Here is a 23188-nt window from a genome sequence, read left to right on the forward strand (position 1 = left end):
AAAATATGGAAATACAGCTGTTTTTTAAAAAGTGCAAAGAATTACAAAGAGAACTGGACAAAAAATTAGAGATGATTGATTCTACTCATAGTGAAGATAGGATAGGAGCCTGCGAAAAATCTTTGATGGAAATTGATACAGCCATAAGACTCATCAAATCAATGGTAGCCAGACTTGAATTTTCATCCGTAGCAGATGAAATTTATTTTTTTAAAGAACTCAAGCCGCTTTTTATTTCGCGTTTTATTTATTATTCAAATTTATTAGCTATTGAGGCGGCGAAACCGAATGCAGGACAATTAAGTTTAAAAGAATATTATAATTGTGAATTGCAATTGCTTAAAGATTTTTATCAGCAGCATATTGACTTTTATGAATATTACAGACGGAAAGCCGCATTTCTGGACCAGAAGTATTTTGTCAGGAATCAATTTGATCTCAAAACAAAACTTCAATCTGGGCTGTATAATTATGATGAAAAGTTTGCCACATCTCACGATCACCTAGTTGCCCAGATTCTTGCCAACGATCTTTTAGAGAAATATCTTTTACAATCGATCAGCCAAACAGAAGGATACATTTTTGAAAAAGTCACTGACAGGTCTCCCCTGAACTGGTCGGCTTCAAAGTCAGGATTGGTTGAACTTCTCTACGCACTTCATCAAACCTGCTGTTTCAACGGCGGAAATATTGAATTCAGTGAGGTAATACGTTTTACCGAAAAATCACTGAATGTTAATTTAGGGAACTTTTATAAGACCCTCCATGAAATTAAAAGCAGAAAAATTAACAGGACTAAGTTTCTTCAGCTTTTAAACGACAATCTTAATCAGTTTTTTGCAGATTGTGATCAATGAAGTGAACTTATGTCTTTTTTGCGGATAATCTTTCGGTAGTTATGACAGTCTACCGAAAGAATTTCCCAGTAAAGTGTAAACTTTGCTTTACTCTTAAAATAAATATCATGAACATTGACAGAACAAAATTTATGGCATGGATGGAGCGTATTATGACCCGATTTGATATTCTTGGCGAAAAATTAAGTCGAAAGCAAAATGATTTAAACAGTATTGACGGAGAACAGTTACTGGACAATCAGGATGTTTTGCAATTACTTAAGATCAGTGCCAGATCGTTGCAACGTTACCGCTCAGACAAAAGGCTGCCATATTATACAATAAGCGGAAAGTTGTATTATAAACTTTCTGATGTTCATCAGCTGATAAGAGATAGTTTTCGCCGGATTGAATGAAGAATATCGCAGATAAGCATCTTACAGTTATGAAATAAATAAGCCAATTAACTTTATTGGTTTAGATGGAGAGGTGTTAAGTCCGGGTTTGAAAGATAATTGGGATGGTGAATATACCCTTGTGACTGCCAAAAAATGATGTTGATATAGAGTTATGTTGTCGGGGAAAAAAGAAACGAGGATATGAACACAAAATTATTCATGCTATAATTTAAATTGATGTCTTATACATTTACATCCTGAGCAATGAAATAAAACCGGTAAGGCAATGGTATTCAATCCAATAAAGCAATCTCTATATGAAAACATTGATTCTGATTCTCAACTACGATTCTTGTAGATCAAGAAGTATAATCAAAAGTTATCCTGGATTATTCGAAGCTGTTAAGGAAAGTAAAAATTAGATCTAGCCCCTTGGCCCGAAATCTAGGGTGCTGTTAGCAAGTATAGACTTTCAATCACGACCAACCAGTATTTTTTAGTTACTTCACGTTGACTTTCATTTTTTAAATTATCAACATGAATCGAAATTGTGGTCTTATCCTTATCTTTAGTTGGAATAAACCTGACCTGCAAATGGGCACTTTCTTCAAAATCTTTATGCTTCCATGTAGTTCGGATGTGTGAATATTCTTTAAAAGTCGAAAAGTTCTGATCAACCCCCTCAGCCCAGTAGCCTAAGCCCCTGTCTGAAAAAAAGGTTTCCCAAAGTGTTTCCACGTTCGTTGGCATAGTTTTTCTGATTCCAAACTGCCAGCCGGCATCTTTCGTTAGTCCAATGTTTTTTGCCATGTTTAATTTTCTTAGTGTAATAAAGTTCGTATTCGAACTTAATGATTTTTTTCAATTGAAGCAAAAGTTCTTACCGGAAATATCCCGACACCTTTAAATTTTGGTGGAGCGGCGGTGAAGGAAAAAACTCTTAGCCGGCAATTTATGTAAATTACAAAGATGTTAGACAATCAAAATCCCTGTACCCAGTAGCTCTGTGTGAACTGGTCTTGTTCTGTTAGCCTTGTCATCTATATCCCAGCCAGTCTGTATTAGCACAGTCTTATTTCTGACTTCTCTATTTTTAAGATGATCTTCCATGATTTTCCAAATACCTGTAATGGTATATGGATATAACATTTCCTTATCCTCGAAGTTTTTCTTACTTGGATTTGATGATAAAGAGATAATTCAGGATGCACACAGTAGCAGGATTGCCGGAATTGATGGTGTGGATTACGTTTCGCCGGGGACTATACAGAGAGATCCGCCAATTAAGAGACCCTTTAAGATCAAACATCTAAATCACTCTTAGTTAAATTGTAAGTTTTGGCTACAACAAAGCTATTTTTGGCTACATTTTGCGATATAAGAACCTCGAACTTTGCTTCATAAAATAATATTAGAAATGAAAGTATTTGTTACAGGCGCTACAGGTTTCGTAGGAACAGCTGTAGTACAAGAATTATTAGGAGCTGGTCACAAGGTTCTTGGGCTTGCAAGGTCGGAAGAATCTGCAAAGAAGTTAATTAAAGCAGGAGCAGAGGTCCACCACGGTGACCTTACTGATTTTGAACGTCTGAAATCTGGAGCTAATGCAGCTGATGCAGTTATACACTTAGGATTTGTACATGATTTTGGGCGGTTTGAGGAAATGTGTGAATTGGATAGGGATGTAATCGGCGCCATAGGAGATGCTCTGGTCGGTACGGACAAGCCCTTTCTCATCACTTCCGGCACTGCACTTTTTTCAAAAGATGGCATCACAACTGAGAAAGACCGCAACGTCCATCACCCACATCCGAGGATTGCAACTGAAAATGCCGCTGACGATCAGGTTGCAAAAGGTGTGCGTGTCGCCGTGATTAGATTATCGCCATCTGTGCATGGTGAAGGAGATCAGATCGGCTTTGTTCCGCTATTTATCAAAATAGCAAAGGAAAAAGGTGTCTCTTCGGTTATTGGTGATGGAAATAACCGCTGGCCAGCTGTGCATCGACTGGATGCGGCAAGGCTCTACCGATTGGCGCTGGAAAAACCATTTGAAAATGGAACCAGATATCATGCAGTATCCGAAGAAGGAATTGAGCTCAAGACAGTAGCCGCTGAAATTGCGGATCGTTTAAATATTCCTTTTACCTCGCTGAATTCTCAGGAAGCTGATCAGCATTTTTCCTGGTTTACGCATTTTGCAGAGCTGGATAACCCCACTTCAAGTGAATGGACAAGGAATGCGCTGGGATGGAATCCTGTACATCCAACTTTATTGGAAGATTTAAAAGGTTCGTATTATTTTTCGGAATTCCGATAATCTGTATTTTTGTTTTTATCGATTTTAATATAAAAGCACATAATTCCATGTCCGATAAGCCTGTTCGAATTAAGACCATTTCAGACTTCCACAAACTACGTGGCCTGCCGGGGCCGAAGCACCCGCTTATTAGTGTGATCAATTTTGAAGATATGACCGAGCCTACAAAAGTCGGAAAACAGAGCCTTCTGTTTGATTTTTATATGATCTCGTTAAAACGTGATATGGAGCACAAGTACAGGTATGGGCAGAATGATTATGATTTTGATGAAGGAGTGATGTTTTTCATGGCCCCACATCAAGTTTTAAGTGTGATACGTGAAGAACAAGGAAGGAATCCTTCCGGATGGATGCTAATGATCCATCCGGACTTTCTCTGGAATACGGCACTTTCCACTTCTATCAAAAGATATGAATTTTTTGATTATTCTGTTAATGAAGCGCTGTTCCTATCAGAAGATGAGGAACTGAAAATGAAGCAGATCATTGAAAATATCAAACAGGAATATCAGAGCAATATAGACCAGTTCAGCCAACACATTATTATTTCTCAATTGGAAACTCTATTTAATTATTCCCAACGTTTTTATCAGCGCCAGTTTATAACACGTAAGAAAGTCATTCATCAGTTTTTGGAGAGGTTGGAAAATTTTCTTTCGGATTATTTTGAAGGAAAAAATATAATAGAGCATGGCTTGCCTACGGTGCAGCTGCTTTCCGAAAAGCTAAATATATCACCCCAATACATGCGTGCGATGCTCAAATCGTTGACCGGACAAACCACGCAGCAAATCATCCATGAAAAGTTAATCGAAAAAGCCAAAGAGAGACTTTCCACAACTGAACTTACCATAAGCGAGATCGCCTATGAACTGGGCTTTGAACACCCACAGTCATTCAATAAACTGTTTAAAGCGAAAACTAATATTTCACCGTTAGAGTTCAGGAATTCATTCAATTAAGGAAGTGGTAGCGACTTCATCAAATAGTGTGCTGAATAAATTACGGCTGATATAATGGACAATATCATTGGCCCATTACATCATTAAATAGCGTAAAAATATAAAAGGGGCCCAAGCCGGAATTGAACAGGTTTTTATGTTGATGGCGATGGGTGTTGTGCGGTTTACTTAGACAGTGAAGAAGCCAGACCAAGCGTGGAGACATAACAACTTCAAACTTTTCAGAGTAAGATGAAAGGTTTGAAGATATGGAGATGCTAATGAACTTAGAATTACTTAAATTACACTACCTGTAGCTGTTAAATCGTATATGTATCCTTAATTAAGTATGATGTTTACAAATTATTGCGCTAGGAAAGCATTGATTTTGTGTTTGAAATTTGTTATAAAGTAGAAGATGTTTATTAAAATTAAAGTACTTAGATTTCTGCATATGTATTATTTATTTAGTGACAGCCTCTTCTTTATAAGTATATACGTTATAGGGAAAGAGATTTTTCGCTAGTACTTTTGAAACTAAACTGCTAATTAGTAATGGTAGCAGCAAAACATATCCACTGGGAACAAGACTTGAAATAATAAATATTGCTGTAAAAGGTGCATGGATTGCAGCAGAAAGCATTGCCGCCGCACCAAAAAGTGCAAAATTAATAGTCACAAGTTGAGTTCCGAGATAATGGTTACAAAGCTGAGCAAACAAAACACCTAATATTGCACCTGTTACGATACTAGGCGCAAAGACACCACCGTCACCACCAGCTCCTAATGTAAGTGAGGCTGCAAGGGGTTTTAACAGAACGAGCAGGATCAGCGGAAAGAAGTATAATAGATCAATAGATTTATCTAAACTATTTCTTAAAATTTCTTCAAGACCATGATAACTGTCACCATAGAGTGCTGGCAAGAAAAATATAAAAACTCCTACCGTTATTGCTCCAATATTAACTCGGATAAAGTTGTTTTTTATCTCTGCAAAATAAGATTTTGCATAGATAACAATCTTAGTAAAATAAAGTGCCAAAACTCCTCCTATCAATCCTAAAATAATCACAAAAGGAATTGCCTGCCACCGCCATTCTTTTACTGCAAAAGTAAAGAGGGGAGTGGAATCAAAATAATAAACAATAATTGATGCAATGAACATCGAAGTTAATGCACTAAGTAGTAAAGTCCTGCTGTATCTTCGTGCAATGACCTCAAATGCGAAAAACAAACCACCCAACGAACTTCCAAATAGCAGAGTTACGCCAGCAATAGCCCCTGCACATATCAATTCGGTTTTGTAAGCTCCTGCAGGTTGTAATCTCTTATAAGCTTGGTTACCTACTGTAGCGGTTGCAACAACGGTTGAGACTTCAACTCCCGTTGATCCGCCAAAAGCAACAGTTAAGAAGCCATTAATGTAGTGTGAAGGAATTTTAAAAAAGGGCAGGTGATCTTTCCTTGTTTCCAATGTCGTATAGATTTCTTTTATTCCCTTATTCTTTCTGCTTTGAAAAGCATATTTTCTCAGGAAATATATCAACGTAATACCAATACTTGGTGCGATAATATAAAATCTCGGATCAAAGCCGGAAATTTTTTCAGATAATTTTTCCTGTACATAAGCAGTACTATGCTTTAAGCTATAAGCCAGCACACAACAAATTATACTGACCAAAATTGAACAAGCAATCAATTTTAGATAACTATATCGAACTACTTTTTTTCTGTATATCGAAGTGCTTTCCATAATAATAAACATTAAACAACTGCAAAGGTAAGTGATATTCTTTTGAGTTTTTCTTACCTCTATATAATTTGAGGTAGAAATAGCTCTCTCAAATACGCAGTATCAGGTTTTAGTAAAATATTTTACTGTTAATCAATTTTAATACATGATCACTTTCCATTTTCTTAATAGTTCTAATCACGGTTTCAATTCGTAAACCTGTAATGGATGCCATTTGTTTTCTGGTTAAATAAACCTCAAATGAATATTTTTCTTTGTTATTGCTGTAGCTTTTAAAGTAGTCAAGAATTCCCAAAAGCCTCACCTCTGGTCTTAATGATAAATTATGCTGCATCATGACAAATTTTTGGTACAATCGTTTGGATATAAACTTGTTGATGTCTAAAGATACATTCGGATGATCAGCAAGTAATTTAAAGAAGTTGTCTTTTGGAATGGTAATGATTTCACAAGGAGTTAAGGTTATCGCGTTGACAGGATATTTCTCGGTGATAAAAAGAAGTAACTCACAAACGCTCTGTCCTGAAAACAAAATACTTTGAATAATCTCTTTCCCGTCTTCATCGTAATGATTTAATTTCACTCTTCCCTCTGTTATTTGATAGTAGCGTTTTGGAGTATCACCTTCTTGAAATATTGTTTCATGGGCTTTAAACTGGGATGTTTCTGCACCGTATAACGGCAAAAGATTTTGATCGATAATCATAATAATATTGAGTTAGAATTAAAGTTAATAGAATATCAAAAATTAAATGTTCCTGATTATACCAGATCTTTTAATAATTAGTATCTAAAGATAATATAAAAACCAGCAACCAAAAATTTCTTGATTGTATTGGTTACCTAAATTTTTAAATACATATAGGTAAAATTGTTCCTTTGACAGATTGACATTTTGTACTCATAATTCGTATGTATGATTTAGGTCATACACTTGAAGTGTCCTTTACCATTACCTTTGGATGCTAGTTAATTGCGCACTCATTAGTGATATATGCCGCTTTTTAAATTCTGCAATTTAATTAGTACAAGTTTAATACCCCTAATAATTTTTTCAATATGCTGGTTGATGAAGATTTACTTTTTCATTATGGAGGACAATTAGTGAAATTCACCAAAAATGATTTGATATTTAGAGAATCGGAAATACCCAAATTTTATTATCAGATAAAATATGGCAATGTGAAAATCAACAATTATCATCAGGAAGGAAAAGAATTTATCCATAGTTTACCTTCGACCGGGCACTGTCTTGGAGAAACTTTTATATTTTCCGAAAGACCTTATCCCGTCAATGCAGTAGCAATGAATGATGTAGCAGTTATTAAAGTTGGAATAGCCAGATTTTTTGATCTGATTCACAGTGATAGAAGCATATTATTTAAACTTTATCAATATACCTCTGAAAGAATGCACTACCGTTATGTGATGTTAAATAATTTATCATCCACAAACACCTTCAGTAAAATAATCTGTGTGATGGACTGTTTGAAGCAATATCATAATGTGACAGAACAATACGCTTATCAAATTCCCTACACCCGTCTTGAAATTGCGTCGCTAACAGGGCTAAGAATAGAAACTGTGATAAGAGTATTAAAAAAGATGGAACGTGAAAATATTGTAAAAAATATTGGTGGAAAAATATTTTATTAATACTTTCAATCATACCTATTTATCCTATTGTTGGTTAGCCTGTTATTTTACCATTCGATGTGCTCCTGTGACAATTGCTCCGCCTTGTTTAGTATATTCTTTGAGTAACTTATTGATATATCTGACCGGGTGAAATTGTGCCTGACTTTAATTTCAATGGTCTTTTAATAGCTTAGTTGGTCTTGCTGTGCTAGGCACACCGCTGGCAGACCTGCGGCACTAAACGTTAACTTAAAAAAAGTGGAAATTATTCATGGTTTTTACTTTAAGTTTTCGAAACTAAATTGTCGAATCTTTCACCGTTTTATCAGGTGTTTTTTCAGTAGTTACTATGTTTTTCGAATCTTCTGTGGATACTATTTGCGGGCTCCATTTTGCATGTTTTGAAGGTTTAAGTTGATGCCCCATTTTTTTAGCGTAAACCTTAGTAAATTCTGCACCAAAGAAAATAATCTGACAGGTATAATTAATCCACAACAACAGTAAAATAACAGTCCCGGCGGTACCAAATGCAGAGCTGGGATTGAACGTTTCAAAATAAAAAGTGAGGATATACTTTCCAAGTGTAAACAGTGCTGCAGTTACTGCAGCTCCAACCCACACTGATTTCCATTGTAACTCAACATCCGGCAGAATTTTGAACATGGCCGCGAAAAGAAATAATGTAACAAGAAAGCCTACAACAATATTAATAATATTAACCATAACCAGGGTTTCCAACCCGAAACGATGGATAACCCAATCGTTAGCAAGACCGATGAAAGAACTTAGTAGCAAGGTAATGAGCATAAGAAATGCAATGACAATAATCATCCCCAAAGAATTCGCACGGTCGAGAAGATATTTTTCCCAGGCCTTTTTAGGAGTTGCCACGATATCCCACAGTTTATTGAGGGATTTTTGAAATTGGAAGAAAAGTGAAGTTGCCCCAAAAACAAGCGTAACGATTCCAATGATTTTCATAACAATGTTCTTTTTATCCACCATGCCGGCTACGACCATCTCTTCAAGGCTCTTACCAACATCTTTCCCCATCATGCTCCCGATAAGTTTAGTGATTTCTCCTCGTACCGCTTCTTCACCAAAGAATATACCCGTGAACCATATAACTATAATTAAAAGCCCAGGAATCGAAAAAATTGCGGTATAGGCTAAGCTGGCTGCCTCGGTCCCCAGATCCCGTGCACTCCAATCCTTGTATGTGCCTTTAAGTATTTCCCAAAAATTTTTAATTGTTTTCATGATGTATAGTATTAACGGTAAAAATCAGGTCTATAACTTTTACTTAATATTGTGAAACTCACTGGGTCAAAACTTTATTACTTGGATATCACTTCTCATTCTTAAATTGGTCTGTGAAAATTAGCATAGAGTTTCTTAGATTTGAAACAGATTATTAATCTTTCTTTTTATAACGTTCATGTTATCGAACTGATAGTAAGAAATGCGCAGCTGTCTCAACTTTTCCGCAATTATCTTTCAACTTTCGCTACAAAGATCACCGCTTTTCAATGGATTATCGTATGCTTCAATGGCATGCTTTTCACCAAAAACTATATTCTCCAAGGTTCCTTAATCACTATTACTTGTCGGTATGGAATTTTTAATATCGATCTAAGTTCGGTGCAGACTACCAGCCAATGATAATGATTCCTCATCAGGATTTCTACCTCTTTTAGTAATGAGATTAATAATTTTCATTCTTCATTATTTTTGACTGAGAGATAATTTTATCATATTCTCCCTTTAGATCAGCATAGCTTTTCCCAAACTTTTCCTTCGGTGCTTTCAAAACCTTTAATTCTGTCATTGGTAGTATGAAGTAATTTATTAAGTGCTGAAATTGCTTTATTTATTTTCCATACTGATTATTTTTTGAATGATTAAACAATAAATATGCCTATAACATTTGTTTTGTGGTATGTTAAGGCTTTATTTTTATAAAGTTCGCAAACAACTAATATATTAATCCATTATATTTGGGATTTAATTATTTGAACAGCAGCTTATTAATTATTGTCATTAATGTCAGTTATCGAAATGGTGAACTAATGTACATTCTGATGGGGAATTATGCCTGTGTATCTTTTTTGACAACAGTAATTTCCCCAGTATATTCAATATAAACACTTCTGATAACATTTAGATCATCAGTTAAAGCAGATTTCCTGATCCCCTGCATTATATCTTCTTTGCAGATCTGAGCTCTGGACATACCAGCATGTAAAAATTTACCATCATTAAAAACCATTATTTTCTCTCCATCTACAAGTTTGTTAAAAGAAGAACTTTTACTTTTCAGCCAACTTACAAACCTATGAAGAAGTACGATTGCCAGACAAGTAACAATGACAGGGATGAAAGGGGAGGCTCCCACCACAGCCCGGCTTAAAATAGCACCTAACAGGATTACAATGATATTATCCAAAGGAGAGCCTATACCAAAAGATCTGCGACCGGAAATACGGATCAGTATCAATGCCGATATGAATACCGTTACACCACGGATTCCCATTTGAAAACTATCCAGCGAAGTATCTATATCCCAAATTTGTTTCAGAATATCCATGAGTAAGTTTTTAATGTTGATAACAAAAATGATACCGGGCAAAAGCTGTTGAATGCATAAAATTTAAATGATTAAAGAGATTATAAAACCAAAATAAGCTTTCCAGTTAAGAAAAAGCTTCTACGAATTTCAAGTAAGATGTAATTTTAACAGACCAAAATTACCCTTATTATTGATAAAGGAAATCAAAAAAGCTTTCTGATTAATGGAGGTGAAACTCCACAGACAACATTTGCCTCCAATATTCTTTCATAAAAATCATCTACATTCTGTTTCTTTTGAATATGGATACATCCTGCGTTATGATAATCTTGCTTTTCCAAGAATGTAGAATAGTTCTCTTTTCTGCGGGCTATTAAACTTGATACCATAATGACTTCAATACGGACATCTCTTTGTAAAGACAGTAACCCAAAAGCTTTGGCTAGCAGTTGGTATGATGTTAACTTACATTTTGCTTCATCAGTAGTAATTTTATCATTACCACTAATAATAATTAATCTGCCTTTTGAAATCATACTTAATTATTCATTAATTGTTTTGATATGATTATCTTTTTTGAGCTTTACTGTATCCGATATTTCTTTTATTGTTTGGATTGTATCGGACGCTTTGTCATTCACCGTTTCTTTTTTTATTATCCTGGTTAATATATTGTGTTTCAGATTTTGTACATGCTAATACTGTTGTACATAGTAGGAAAAGGTATTGTGTTACATATTTCATAATAATTATTTTGATGATCAAACTTAGCGGTCAAAAAACGAAAGTTTTATGATGAGAATCACAACTGTTATAGATTATTGTAATGTTTGTTTTTCGATAATTATTGATGACCCTTAAAACGATCTACTAATATATCACACAAAATAAATATTAAACTACTTTGCTATATCCCAACGTGAAGGCACAATTTTGATATTCAATGATGTTTCTCTTTAATATTATCTGAAATTTAAAATGCTTTTCATTTTTAAGATTTGGCCAGATAGATTGATTCACCAAGAATATTCGAAAGTATTTACGTAAAGAATCTTTACATTAATTGGGAGTGGTGGTAGTAAGACTGATGTCCAATTATTTTTTTAGACAAGAGATAATAGACTGGTTATTTGTATACCATAGCGTCAATCGTTTTTACTATTGTGTGCAATCAACGATGTGATTTAGAAAGTGCAGTCTTACTATATTTGACCTTATACTCAAAAATAATGTTTACATAAGATTTACATTTACCTACAAAGATGTAGCTAATTATAGAAAATGTTAATTCATGTAGTAGATTCTAAAAAGGCTTCATTGTATATTAAGCTGTCTTTTGATACAGCTTTCAATCAATATAAATTAGTACTTTGTCAATTTCCTCTTGTTTATACTGCATTTATACTGCATTTGATTTTAAAATGCTGAAAATCAAAATAAAACAAAATGCGGTATAAATGCAGTGCGTATATTTTCTTGTAAGATAAGTATGTTTGTGATACAATATTCTTTAAAATCAATTGGACTTGAAACGTTTTAAATCAAATTGAAAAATGAAAATTAGCTTCACATAACCGCATAAAATTTGTCTTACAATGAGAAAAATAATTACGCTGTCGGGTAAAACTTATCTCTATGTATTAAGTATAAAAGAGGTAAGAAGGAATACAGAATATGCAACAGGATAGATGACTGGAAACATACTCAAATTGTACCCGAACTTACTGCATGAGCCCCTCAATTTATTTCAATAATAGCAGTTCCCGAAGGTTCTATTACACGCTTGGTGAATAAAGGTATAATTCATAACAATTATGGATTATACCGTTTTTTAACCGACAAATTAACACTATTAAACACATTTTATATTTATTAATTAAAACATTTATTATGAAGAATTTTTTATTGCCCACAGCTTTATTCTTTTCGTCCATGGCTTTTTCCCAAGTAGGAATAAATACTACAACACCAAAATCTACATTGGATGTGAGCGCAAAAAGAAATGCCTCGGGAATTGCAGACAATACGCAGGTATATGGACTAATACCGCCTCGCATTACAAGAGCAGAGCTAACGGATAATACAGCCGTTTATAATGCAGATCAGAGGGGAGCTTTAATTTATGTCGGTGATGTAACAGGGGGAGATACCAACCCGCCTAGAAGTAATGTGAATACTGTCGGTTACTATTATTTTGACGGTACACTTTGGCAAAAAATATCAGCGCTGTATACAGCAACCAATGGTGTAACGATGTCTGGTAATAATTTGAAGTTGGGAGGAAGTCTTACGGAGCCAACCAATATATCGGGGGTTACCGGTGTGAATAAACTTACTATCACGGGAGCTGGTGTTGATGCTATTAATTTTGACAGCAATACTTTAAGCATTGATGCATCTAATGATAGAGTTGGGATCGGAACAAATAGCCCTTCTGAAAAATTGGATGTTGCAGGTAACATTTCACTTAATACCAATCAGACAGGGACGGCTTCATCATTAAAGTTTTATGAAGATACGGCAAACGGAGCTAATTCCATATCAATACAGTCGCCTTCCAGTCTTCCTGCAAATAGAACACTGACACTTCCATCAAATGCACCTGCCAACGGATATGTCCTTACAACCAATGCTTCTGGAGTAACACAATGGGGAGCTATGAACCCAGCCTCAGCAACCTTAGCTTCGATATCACTATCTAACGAAGCATTAGGAGCTACCAACATTACGAACGGTGGGGTTGACGGCGGAAATGTAAACCAAAGATTTTTCCAAAAATTTGATACTACAGTTACCGACCCAAATGGGCGCTTTAATCTGAGCAACGGGACGTATACAGTTGCACAATCCGGTATTTATTTAATTTCTGCTTACATCATGCCCAATTCTACTCCGGGCAGAAATCTCTCAGGTTTTTTCTATCCCGTAAACCTTGAAATAAGAAAAAATGCAGGTGGAAATGCCTCTGGGGGCACTATTATTATGGATAATGCCACCATAAGATGGGCAACACCTCTACAGACAGCATTACGTTATTCTGTGCTTGTTACCGGAATGGTTTCCTTAAATGCAGGAGATACCCTTAACGCTGTGGTTTATCTTTCCGGAACAAATGCCGCCGCCAGTGCAAGTGGTGGGATTTCATATCCTACTAGCTTTGGTTATGCAAACGTTGCTGAATTTAAAGCATTGTTTAGTGTTACGGCATTATAAGAAAAATCTTATATAGTACTTCACTAGGATTCATAATAGGGCTGCTTATGTTACTCATTATTAAACTTCAATCTTGTCATCAGTTATTTTATAATGCAATATAGTATACCATATAAGGAGTGAAAATTTGACAACAAATGCAGAAAAAAATACAGAGCGACAGCGGGTTCTTTTTATATTTTTTGCAGAGGGTCAGATGGTGTGTAGCGAACTGATTAGCCAATAAAATAAAAATGAAAATGGTCTGTTCGTCATACTAAGCTTTTGAGTTTTAAATTATAAAATTAAATTGTAAGAAGTTTCATTTTATAGAGAATTACTTGATGAAGATGAGCTTTGTAATTCCTGTTTAATTTGACTTAAATGAATAATCATAGGCAAAGGTTTTGTCTAGCTCTGGTCAAGGTTGCAAATTTGCCAAATGGCGTCAACTAAATACAGTTGATGCCATTATTTTGGGATGGTAAAATAGATTTTCGATTCCTATCATTTGAGGCTTATTTAACCAGAAAATAAGTGACATCCATTACAGTTTACGAATTGAACCCGGAATCAGAACTAGTAAGAAAAATGGTGGCAATTCAATCACAATCTAATAATCTTCACATCGGATAAAGACACCTTAACTTATTTGAACCAAAGAGCTTGAAATATGTTTGAGTTTTGATATTGATGTATTTTATATTTTGTAATAAATTGAGTTTATGATTGAAAAAAAAGAAAGTATAGTAGAGTATGATTTAGGCCATATTGTTTAAATAGTGCCTCATATTATATTTGCTTCATATGAGTACTGATAAATCAATAGGTAACTATAACAATTTTCGGAGGGAATATCGTCTGATAAATATTTATTAGTTAGGCGCAATCCACTTTATGATTTTCTCCCAATCCTAATTTAGAGAGACAGATGACTGAACTTCCCATTAATATTCAAAAATATTTTAGTAACCCAAAAACTTAAACAAATGAAACACCAAATCAATCAAGAAAATCTTTCTACTGATTTTCTCATTCAGAACAATGATTTTAAAAATGTAATTTCAATTTTTAAAGCTGTAAGTAAATCCCTTCCTAACAAAACAGCTATAATATCTGAAACCGAAAGTATCTCTTATGGTGCGTTGGACAGACGTTCTGACCTTTTAGCTTCCTACTTGCAAACTTTGGAACTGAAGGCAGGAACCTCTGTGGCGGTATGCATGCCACAATCTGTAGACCGGATTATATCCTTTTTGGCTGTACTTAAAATTGGCGCCGCCTATATTCCTTTGGATGGACAGCTGCCCGAAAGCCGAATGAAAATGATGCTTGATAATGCTCAAACAGAACTGATTATTACGGGTAGTACTTATATCGATAAGTTTGCTGGAATGGATCTTAAACTCCTCACAATGGATAACCGTGTGTATGAAGCCTTGGAGTACAATAAACAGTTGATACAACCTGATCAGATAGATCCTATGCAGACGGCATATATTATCTATACTTCAGGTAGTACCGGAGTGCCAAAAGGCGTTGAAATCCATCATGAAGCATTTTACACTTTTGTACATTCGTTTACCAATCTTTGGGGATTTTCCGCGAAAGATAGAACGCTTCAGTTTAGTTCAACCGGCTTTGATGTTTCGATCATCGATATGTGGATTCCTTTATTTAGCGGAGCCACTATATTTTTATATCCTGATAATAAAATAATAGGAAAACCATTATTGGATTTTATTGTCGATCATAATATAGATGTTGTTCCTTACCTTCCTCCGGCTGTATTGAGCACTCTTCCGACAGATGTTCCTATTGGCAGCCTTCATACATTATCAATAGCCGGAGAAGTTCCTTCTGAGCAGACCATTAAGAACTGGTGTAAACGTGTACGTCTTATTAATGTATATGGACCAACAGAAACAACCGTAAGTGTTGTGAGCCATCAGTTTAAAGATGATGATACAAATCCCCATATAATTGGTAAGCCACTGGATAGTGCAGATATACATATCCTTAATAAGGATCTTGAGTATGTAAATAGTGGGATCACAGGTGAAATTTATATTGGCGGTAAGCAAGTGGCTAAAGGGTATATAAATAAACCTAATGAGACAGCAGAAGTCTTTATTGAAGCTCCGGTATGGATGAAATCAAAATATGGATCTGATTATCGACTTTATAAATCAGGGGACCGCGGATTTTGGCGGCAAGACGGTAATATAGAGTTTGTCGGAAGGCTTGACGATCAGGTGAAATTAAGGGGATTCAGAATTGAATTGAAAGAAATTGAACATCATATAGCACAGCTGACACAAGTTGCTAATGTAGCAGTAAAAGTTCATCGTCCACAGACGGGATTACCAATACTTATTGCATTTTTAGAATTGTACGATAATGACAAAGAACGGATTTCACTGGAAGACATCCGCGCGAGGTTAAAACAGAGTTTACCTACCTATATGCTTCCTGAAAAAGTTATTTTATACGATAAACTTCCTTTGACATTGACAGGAAAAATAGACAAAAGCAAGTTGCATATCCCATTACAGAAGACTGAGAGAAAAGCAAAAGCAAAAGTTGAGGCAGAGGATCTTAAACAAGAATTGACTGAAATATGGATGGACTTGCTGAATCTTGAGCACATAGATGAAAACGACAACTTTTTTGATCTTGGGGGACATTCTTTAATGTTAGCTCAACTGCATGAGCGCTTGCCTTTAAATGTGCAGAAAAAAGTTTCGCTTCCAGAATTATATCGTTATCCTACAATCAATCTTTTTGTAACCGAAGCAGAAAACAGATTGTATCAAAATGAAGCCAGTCAACAGCAGAAAGCCCGATTTGTAGAGGAGCAGCTATTAAAAGATGCGGAACTACCTTTTGATTTTGAAATAACAGTACAACCTGACCCACAGATTTTAGCTAATCCCCGTCATATTTTTCTTACAGGAGTTACAGGTTTTGTTGGTTCACACTTATTGGAAGAGCTTATTCCAAAAAATCCTGAAGCCCTGATCTATTGTCTTGTGCGTGCCGAAAATGAAGAGTTAGCTTTAGAACGCATTAAAAGTACATTTTTAAAATTCAAATTGGTTTGGCATATTGAATATGAAAATAGAATAAAGATTATTTTAGGAGATCTGACCGAGCCTAAGTTAGGGACTGACGAAAATACATATGAAAAACTACTAAAAGATATTGAGGTTATTTATCATATGGCAAGCGATGTAAGTTATGTAAAACCATATGAATATATTAAAAAGCCTAATGTTGATGGAATGGCAAATATACTTCATCTTGCTGTTAATGATAAAACTAAATTTTTGATCATTTCTTCTTCAATGGGTGTGTATAGCTGGGGAAGAAGCTTTACAGGGAAAACCTGGATGACAGAAGATGAGCCTATTGAACAGAATCTGCCTGCGGTTTGTCGTGATATGGGGTATATCCGAAGTAAATGGGTAATGGAAAGTATGGCCTCAAAAGCGCGTGAAAAAGGGCTGCCATTGATCAATTTCCGTTTAGGTTTTGTTGTATGTCATGGAAAAACTGGCGCAACACCTTTAAATCAATGGTGGAGTTCTCTGATGCGCTCATGTATTGAGCTGAAAGCATTTCCATTGGTCATGGGTCTAAAAGATGAAGTAGTAACAGTTGATTACGTTTGTAAAGCGATGGCACATATCAGCCGAAAACCGGAAGCTCTAGGGCTAAATTTCAATCTGAATCCACTACCGGAGCATGATTTATCTCTTACCGATTTTTGCGTTCGAATTAGTGATTATTGTGGATTGGAAATGCGAGGTTTGGATTTCCGAAATTGGTTTGAGCAATGGAGGAGAAATCAGGAACTGCCAATTTACTCTTTGTTTTATTTGTTTACCGATGATGTGCATGAAGGTAAATCCCTTGTTGAGGCCTATGAAAATACTTATTATTTTAAAAGCAGCAATACAGAACACTTTCTAAAAGACACAGATATCAGGCCTGCGGTTTTTAATAAAAATGTAATTGAAGCCTATCTAAGGTTTATGAAAATGATTTAATGTTTTCAATAAAAGATGGCTATTACTGATTTTCTGTAATAGCCACTTTATAAGTGGTAAAAAATATGAAAATAAATTCAAAGCTAGTAGTAATATTGCTTTTATAAAGTCTTGATACAGTTAATAGTATTTAGTAATAGGTACTAAAAAGCGAAACTATGAACATCAAATATTTTTTGGGAAAAGCAGCTTTTTGTCTGCTTCTTTTCTTAGGAGTGTTGAGCAGTGGCAGATCTGCAACATGGGAAGTCGATAGTCTGCGGAAGGAAATACATAATAAATGGCTTAACAAAGGTGATTTTAACAGCATCATTTTAGCAGAAAAAAAACTGATTATTAAATGTAAAAAACTAGGCTATATACCAGGTGAAATAAAAGGGTATATCAATATTGCCCATGCACTCAGCGGTATAAATAGGAACAAAGAAAGTTTACAATTTCTGGATATCGCCCGAAAAAAGCTCACGAACTATAATGACGCGGGACTTGAGGCTCAGATGAATCATGTGTATGGAGTAAACTATTTTTCCCTCGGGCTACATAAAAGAGCATTGCAAAGGTTTAATAAAGCTTTGGAAGCAGCCAAAAGAATTTCGCATGAAAAAGAAAAGCAGAGAATACAATACTCTGTTTATGATTGGAAACGTTCTTGTTTTGGTTTTTTAGGGTTGGTAGACTCAGTTTACAGTAATGAACGAAAATGTATGAAGTCACCAATGCCGATGCTTTATATAACTATTGCAAATAGACATTTCAAAAACAATAATATCGATTCTGCAGAGTATTATATCAATAAGGCTAACCATTTGTTATTGATAAAAAAAATTCCTGTGGAGGGAAAAGCTAATGTGCTAAGAGCTTATGGAAGGCTTAATATAGAAAAAAAAGAATACAATAAATCGTTGCAGTATTTATTGGAATCATTAGCTATTACGCATGGGGCAGGACTCCGAAAAAGGACTTTAGAAACGTATAAGCTTTTGGCAATAGTGTACAAACGTCTCAACAATCTGCAAAAAGAAAATGAATATCTGGCAAAATATTCTCGGTTAAATGACAGCTTGCGGGAAGGTGAAAAGGTAGCTTTAAATACATCTGTAGAAGATATATTGGCAAGTCAGGAAGAAGATTTTACAGCCAGCAGTAAGAATTTCTATTATGGTTTCGCAAGTATTATTTTAGTGAGCACAGTCATTATTTTGATCATTGATAATGTTCATAAAGTAAGATATAAAAAGCAAGATAAAATGCTAAATGACAAAAAACATGAAACTGACATTCTCAGAAGAAAACTTGAAAACCTTTATGAGGAAGTCGTTCAGCTTGCTATAAAATCAGACCCGTCTTTTATCCATAAATTTAGGGAAGCTTATTCAGACTTTTATGATAATTTGACAAAAGAAAATCCTGCTCTTACCGCGAATGATATTCTGTTTTGTGCTTATATAAAATTAAATTTTTCCAATAAAGAGATCGCGGAGTATGCGCATCTGTCTATAAGAACTGTAGAATCAAAAAAATACCGTTTAAAGAAAAAACTGGGTATTTCTTCTGAATCGGATTTTAATAAATGGATCACAAAATATTGATATTCCTATTTAATAAAATTTACAATCTATTACTGTAATCAATTGTATAATTGTCAAGAGTGGTACAAAGGCATGTGTTACCTTCCGTATCAACAAATTACATTTTCTGACAATGTTGTACCTCATTGTATCATTACTAATTGTCTTATCTTATTTCAAGGAATACAATCAGATATTGCGGATCAATAAAATCACAAAATATTTTTAATTCTCTCAACAACTAAATAAAAATCTTTCTCAAATGAAAAAAATATAATAATTCTTTATTTATTAACGGCATCTCCTGCGTTTGTGCAAGTTGGCTTAATGAAGTAAATCCCTCTGCCATGCTGGAGGTTAGATCAAAGGGCAATACAAATACAACTAAGTAATTCTAACGGAACAGAACTCCTGATAATTCTTGATAATGGAATGTTGGTGTTAATGTGGTGGCTCCTACAACAAAACTATATACTAATGGCAGTGTACGTTACGAGAATCTCCCTGTTATTTCAGCAAATTTATCTCCTCTTGTAGTAAAACCAGACGGAACTTTAGGGATGTATTTGCCGGAGACTACCATTTACGGTTTCCCGTAGAGTTATTACTACAGCCTCACCGTATATTTACAAAGTTTTATTAAGAGACAAGTACAGAATGTTTTTTATCCCTAGCTATGCTGGGGATTTTTTATATTTGTATTACTTGAATTATGCAAGTTTCTACTGATTTAACAGAAGGACCTCCTGCGGGAGGTTTTTTCAATAATGATCCAAAGAAAAAGAAAACCTCTCAATAGGAGAGGTTGCATGATTAAGTAGTCGGCTTTCATAACAGACTTTAATCAAATATAATAAAATTTCTTGCAAAACATAAAAAAATGAAGGTTTTTGGTGAAAAAAATGAGCCCATCCGCAAAAAAGGGTTTATTAAACCAGTATTTTACAAAAGCACTTCTTAACCTCCTTTTGCTCTGGGAGTTTCTTTATGAGCTGAGTCATAAATCAATTGAAAGAGAGTTATTAAATTTGTACTGTTAATAAATAAATTTTAACATAAGTTTTTATACCTCCTGCTGTCCGGGAGGTTTTTATTTATTTAATAAATCCATACCGTAAATTTGATCGTATATTAAAATACAACTCATTAGTTGAGTTTTCATGGTTATTAGTTTTATCCTCGGAGAGATCCGGGGATTTTTTGTTGAGATGAAACTTCTTGCAATTTAGGATATTTGTAAGCTAATTTTTTATTTCATACCACAAAAGCGTTATTTTCATTAAATAGTGAAGATTTTGGTATGTGCCTTGTTAGTGTTAATGCAGATTTTGAAACAAAAGACATAAGACACCACATCATTTATCTATACTTAATCACACACTTTAAACTTCATTTTTTAATGGAGTTTTTTTATTTTTGTGAGTATTGTGGATTATTTATGAACTAATAAATCTGTAGTTGACTCTCATTTTTAAAGGTATATATTTAAGTGTTCAATTACTTCAATATCGGATGAAGATATATTCAACCTCCTAATGTCCCAAAAGGTTTTTTTATTTTATTACTTTTGGTGGATTACTTTTTAATACGTCAAGTTCCGTAGTATAAAGGGTTTTGCTTTGTTGAACTAAAATTGATGTGGATATGTTCTAAATAATCAAGATATCCACGTCAGTGAAAGGAATGAAATTAGGAGGAATTGTCTGGTAAGAAATCCATCCTCCTAAGCATAAATGATTGGTGAGTTTGAAGGCAAAAAGCAGCATTTTGAGATATGTACTTTTTGACCTACCATATTAAAAATAGCATTAATCCAGGTTAATATAACAAGTATGTGCCTAACTCATGTCGAATCTTGATTTGGAACTCCATGATTTTTGCCTTTATGCTGACGTAATTAATAAACACAATCCTACATAGATTAATAAAAAAAGACTAACTAGTTCTTTTTATGATCACCGTCATAATAGAGATTAATTTATTTCACGACATTTGGAATAATAAAACTATCCATGAAATAAGGAAACCATAAAAATTGTTAAACTAAAAATTACAAAATATTATGATAGACTTATTTTCACTAAAAGGCAAGAGGAAGGACATTGTTATCATGTACTTTAAAAAAAAGATGTACAGGCTCATTGATAAAGGCAGGTGGATTACTGTTATGATCTATAAATGGTATAAAACAATGACCATATCCTGTCTGATATCCGATAACCTGGTTTCTTTAATTATTGTCAGAACAAGAATTACTCCTTTTTACGAAAAATATACAGTACTGTAGATTTTTTTATTACTGAATCATTTTTACTCTGAGACCACCGGAAAACGCTGATTAGTGTTTTTCTGACTTACTGCTTACCCGAGACATAAAATTACCTTATCAAACCACCTAAATCTTTTAATATGAAAACAAAAAAAAATTCTTTTACAGGAAAGCTTTTTATGTTGTTGATGGCTTTTCTTATTTCATTTTCAATGAGAGCACAGGTAGGGATAAATACAACTACTCCTCATCCCAGCTCTATTTTAGATCTCAATTCCACAACCCGAGGGCTGCTAGCTCCACGTCTGACAACAGCCCAGCGGATCGCTATTGCTTCACCTGCTGATGGACTCATCGTGTACGATACTAATTTCAAACAGCTTTACTATTATACTTCCAATACGGCAGCATGGTTCCCCGTAGGAAGTAATGTTTCTGAAAGACTTAATTTTAAGCGAATAAAGTCTACAGATGTTTTAGCTACAGTGCTGGCAACAGAACTAAATGCAGGAGGTGGAACAAGGTACCTTTTAAATGCAGATACATTGTATGAAATCAATGGACAGGTAGTGTTTGACAGACCCATAGAAATTAATAATGCTTATATACATGGGCTTGATACCAATAATGATATTATTGTCAGAGCCAACGGAAATATTTTTGAAGGATCAACAGGTGGGAGTATAAAGAGTGTTACTCTAAGTGCACCATCAGGAAATGTTTTTAATATTTCAGGTACAACTGCCCAGAACCTTATCTTCAGGGATAGTGTAGTCGCAAACTCAAGCAGTGTGGGAACCATTTCTGGGCTTGGACTGGTGTTTCTCAGTATTATCCAATTTACCGGAAACACCAATGGTATTACCTACAATAATATTGGGCAGCTCCTGCTCAGTAATATGGGATGGGCAGCTAATAATTCCGGCACCTACGAAAAGCTTACGGGAACCTTTACATCGGTTGAAAAACAGGGCGGGTTCAGCCAGGTCAATGGCTCAGCCATCGGTTTTGATGTTTCAACAAGCGGGCTTACCATTACAGGAGATGCGGTGATGGAATCCGTTGTATTTACAGGAACCAATACAGCTGGATATGTCAAGCCTTATACTACTGGGACGTATTCAGGATACAATTTTAATAACAGTTGGACCGTCAGGGCAGCAGGTCTTCCAACTGAAGCAGACACCAATGCTGTTGGTGACTTTTCAGTTGATTATCCAGTAGGAACCGGTATTGGGGTAAGTTTTAACAGCTCCAATCCAAGTAATATTGTAAAAATTGGCACTTCAACATCTGTTTCCACCTCATCAAACCTGTTCAGATTTACTACGGATGGGGTTCCTAACAGGTTGAAGTATGTGGGTAAAAAGAAAAGAATTTTTCAGGTCACGGGTTCTGTATCGTTCCAGGTACCTGCAGCCGGTACTTATATCATTTATATTGCAAAAAACGGAACAGCCATCAGTCAGTATAAAGTATATGGACGTGGAGCTGCTTTAAATGATATTGTGGTATTGCCCATTAATGGCACAACTGAACTATCCACGAATGATTACGTTGAAATATTTGCACAACGTTATACAGGTTTAACAGGCGATATTGTAGTTCCTAATATGGCTGTAACCATTAAATAACAGTTATGTTTTGTTGAA

The 23188-nt window shown here is 34.9% G+C and carries 16 protein-coding genes; 9 read left to right on the plus strand and 7 right to left on the minus strand.

The features are described 5' to 3' along the window. Window positions 1–5: 5 nt before the first annotated feature. A complete protein-coding gene (locus tag ACLI50_RS01420) occupies window positions 6–857 on the plus strand; it encodes an RteC domain-containing protein (RefSeq protein ID WP_227942427.1) in 852 nt (283 codons plus the stop codon). Between the two features lie 107 nt (window positions 858–964). Then, window positions 965–1252, plus strand: a complete 288-nt coding sequence (locus ACLI50_RS01425) for a helix-turn-helix domain-containing protein (protein ID WP_411412992.1) — start codon at window positions 965–967, stop codon at window positions 1250–1252. 426 nt (window positions 1253–1678) lie between these two features. Here ACLI50_RS01425 and ACLI50_RS01430 read toward each other — a convergent pair whose 3' ends face one another. Further along, a complete protein-coding gene (locus ACLI50_RS01430) occupies window positions 1679–2044 on the minus strand; it encodes a hypothetical protein (protein WP_411412993.1) in 366 nt (121 codons plus the stop codon). Window positions 2045–2651: 607 nt separating this feature from the next. Between ACLI50_RS01430 and ACLI50_RS01435 the strand changes: the two genes are divergently transcribed. After that, complete coding sequence (locus ACLI50_RS01435; RefSeq protein ID WP_411412994.1) at window positions 2652–3554, plus strand: SDR family oxidoreductase; 903 nt, start codon at window positions 2652–2654, stop codon at window positions 3552–3554. A 47-nt stretch (window positions 3555–3601) separates the two neighbouring features. Continuing rightward, complete coding sequence (locus tag ACLI50_RS01440; protein ID WP_411412995.1) at window positions 3602–4516, plus strand: helix-turn-helix domain-containing protein; 915 nt, start codon at window positions 3602–3604, stop codon at window positions 4514–4516. A 442-nt stretch (window positions 4517–4958) separates the two neighbouring features. Here the strand turns inward: ACLI50_RS01440 and ACLI50_RS01445 are convergent, their stop codons facing one another. Both ACLI50_RS01445 and ACLI50_RS01450 read right to left on the minus strand, forming a co-directional pair. Further along, complete coding sequence (locus ACLI50_RS01445) at window positions 4959–6248, minus strand: chloride channel protein (RefSeq protein WP_227942425.1); 1290 nt, start codon at window positions 6246–6248, stop codon at window positions 4959–4961. A 109-nt stretch (window positions 6249–6357) separates the two neighbouring features. Next, window positions 6358–6954 (minus strand): Crp/Fnr family transcriptional regulator, encoded by a 597-nt coding sequence (locus tag ACLI50_RS01450; protein WP_411412996.1) that lies wholly within the window; start codon window positions 6952–6954, stop codon window positions 6358–6360. Window positions 6955–7307: 353 nt separating this feature from the next. Between ACLI50_RS01450 and ACLI50_RS01455 the strand changes: the two genes are divergently transcribed. After that, window positions 7308–7904 carry a Crp/Fnr family transcriptional regulator gene (locus ACLI50_RS01455; RefSeq protein ID WP_411412997.1) on the plus strand — a complete coding sequence of 199 codons (597 nt, stop codon included), beginning with the start codon at window positions 7308–7310 and terminating at the stop codon, window positions 7902–7904. A 279-nt stretch (window positions 7905–8183) separates the two neighbouring features. Here ACLI50_RS01455 and ACLI50_RS01460 read toward each other — a convergent pair whose 3' ends face one another. From ACLI50_RS01460 to ACLI50_RS01475, 4 genes are all read right to left on the minus strand, one after another. Beyond that, window positions 8184–9146: a YihY/virulence factor BrkB family protein gene (locus ACLI50_RS01460; RefSeq protein WP_411412998.1), complete on the minus strand. Its 963-nt coding sequence runs from the start codon at window positions 9144–9146 to the stop codon at window positions 8184–8186. 445 nt (window positions 9147–9591) lie between these two features. Next, window positions 9592–9714 (minus strand): hypothetical protein, encoded by a 123-nt coding sequence (locus tag ACLI50_RS01465; protein ID WP_411412999.1) that lies wholly within the window; start codon window positions 9712–9714, stop codon window positions 9592–9594. A gap of 261 nt (window positions 9715–9975) precedes the next feature. Beyond that, window positions 9976–10473, minus strand: a complete 498-nt coding sequence (locus ACLI50_RS01470) for a DUF421 domain-containing protein (RefSeq protein WP_411413000.1) — start codon at window positions 10471–10473, stop codon at window positions 9976–9978. A 185-nt stretch (window positions 10474–10658) separates the two neighbouring features. Beyond that, a complete protein-coding gene (locus tag ACLI50_RS01475) occupies window positions 10659–10991 on the minus strand; it encodes a hypothetical protein (protein ID WP_411413001.1) in 333 nt (110 codons plus the stop codon). A gap of 1354 nt (window positions 10992–12345) precedes the next feature. Here ACLI50_RS01475 and ACLI50_RS01480 point away from each other — a divergent pair. From ACLI50_RS01480 to ACLI50_RS01495, 4 genes are all read left to right on the plus strand, one after another. Next, a complete protein-coding gene (locus ACLI50_RS01480) occupies window positions 12346–13668 on the plus strand; it encodes a phage tail-like protein (protein ID WP_411413002.1) in 1323 nt (440 codons plus the stop codon). A gap of 968 nt (window positions 13669–14636) precedes the next feature. Next, complete coding sequence (locus ACLI50_RS01485; protein WP_411413003.1) at window positions 14637–17699, plus strand: non-ribosomal peptide synthetase; 3063 nt, start codon at window positions 14637–14639, stop codon at window positions 17697–17699. Between the two features lie 158 nt (window positions 17700–17857). Then, complete coding sequence (locus ACLI50_RS01490) at window positions 17858–19288, plus strand: hypothetical protein (RefSeq protein WP_411413004.1); 1431 nt, start codon at window positions 17858–17860, stop codon at window positions 19286–19288. Between the two features lie 2388 nt (window positions 19289–21676). Beyond that, window positions 21677–23170: a phage tail-like protein gene (locus ACLI50_RS01495; protein ID WP_411413005.1), complete on the plus strand. Its 1494-nt coding sequence runs from the start codon at window positions 21677–21679 to the stop codon at window positions 23168–23170. The last annotated feature ends 18 nt before the right edge of the window (window positions 23171–23188 follow it).

This window comes from Chryseobacterium cupriresistens (assembly GCF_046614675.1).
GTDB classification, from domain to species: domain Bacteria; phylum Bacteroidota; class Bacteroidia; order Flavobacteriales; family Weeksellaceae; genus Chryseobacterium; species Chryseobacterium cupriresistens.

Bases quoted from the DNA above. Each gene is read 5' to 3' on its own strand.
- ACLI50_RS01420 (WP_227942427.1), top strand. From the start codon at position 6: ATGGAAATACAGCTGTTTTTTAAAAAGTGCAAAGAATTACAAAGAGAA.
- ACLI50_RS01425 (WP_411412992.1), top strand. From the start codon at position 965: ATGAACATTGACAGAACAAAATTTATGGCATGGATGGAGCGTATTATG.
- ACLI50_RS01430 (WP_411412993.1), bottom strand. From the start codon at position 2,044: ATGGCAAAAAACATTGGACTAACGAAAGATGCCGGCTGGCAGTTTGGA.
- ACLI50_RS01435 (WP_411412994.1), top strand. From the start codon at position 2,652: ATGAAAGTATTTGTTACAGGCGCTACAGGTTTCGTAGGAACAGCTGTA.
- ACLI50_RS01440 (WP_411412995.1), top strand. From the start codon at position 3,602: ATGTCCGATAAGCCTGTTCGAATTAAGACCATTTCAGACTTCCACAAA.
- ACLI50_RS01445 (WP_227942425.1), bottom strand. From the start codon at position 6,248: ATGGAAAGCACTTCGATATACAGAAAAAAAGTAGTTCGATATAGTTAT.
- ACLI50_RS01450 (WP_411412996.1), bottom strand. From the start codon at position 6,954: ATGATTATCGATCAAAATCTTTTGCCGTTATACGGTGCAGAAACATCC.
- ACLI50_RS01455 (WP_411412997.1), top strand. From the start codon at position 7,308: ATGCTGGTTGATGAAGATTTACTTTTTCATTATGGAGGACAATTAGTG.
- ACLI50_RS01460 (WP_411412998.1), bottom strand. From the start codon at position 9,146: ATGAAAACAATTAAAAATTTTTGGGAAATACTTAAAGGCACATACAAG.
- ACLI50_RS01465 (WP_411412999.1), bottom strand. From the start codon at position 9,714: ATGACAGAATTAAAGGTTTTGAAAGCACCGAAGGAAAAGTTTGGGAAA.
- ACLI50_RS01470 (WP_411413000.1), bottom strand. From the start codon at position 10,473: ATGGATATTCTGAAACAAATTTGGGATATAGATACTTCGCTGGATAGT.
- ACLI50_RS01475 (WP_411413001.1), bottom strand. From the start codon at position 10,991: ATGATTTCAAAAGGCAGATTAATTATTATTAGTGGTAATGATAAAATT.
- ACLI50_RS01480 (WP_411413002.1), top strand. From the start codon at position 12,346: ATGAAGAATTTTTTATTGCCCACAGCTTTATTCTTTTCGTCCATGGCT.
- ACLI50_RS01485 (WP_411413003.1), top strand. From the start codon at position 14,637: ATGAAACACCAAATCAATCAAGAAAATCTTTCTACTGATTTTCTCATT.
- ACLI50_RS01490 (WP_411413004.1), top strand. From the start codon at position 17,858: ATGAACATCAAATATTTTTTGGGAAAAGCAGCTTTTTGTCTGCTTCTT.
- ACLI50_RS01495 (WP_411413005.1), top strand. From the start codon at position 21,677: ATGAAAACAAAAAAAAATTCTTTTACAGGAAAGCTTTTTATGTTGTTG.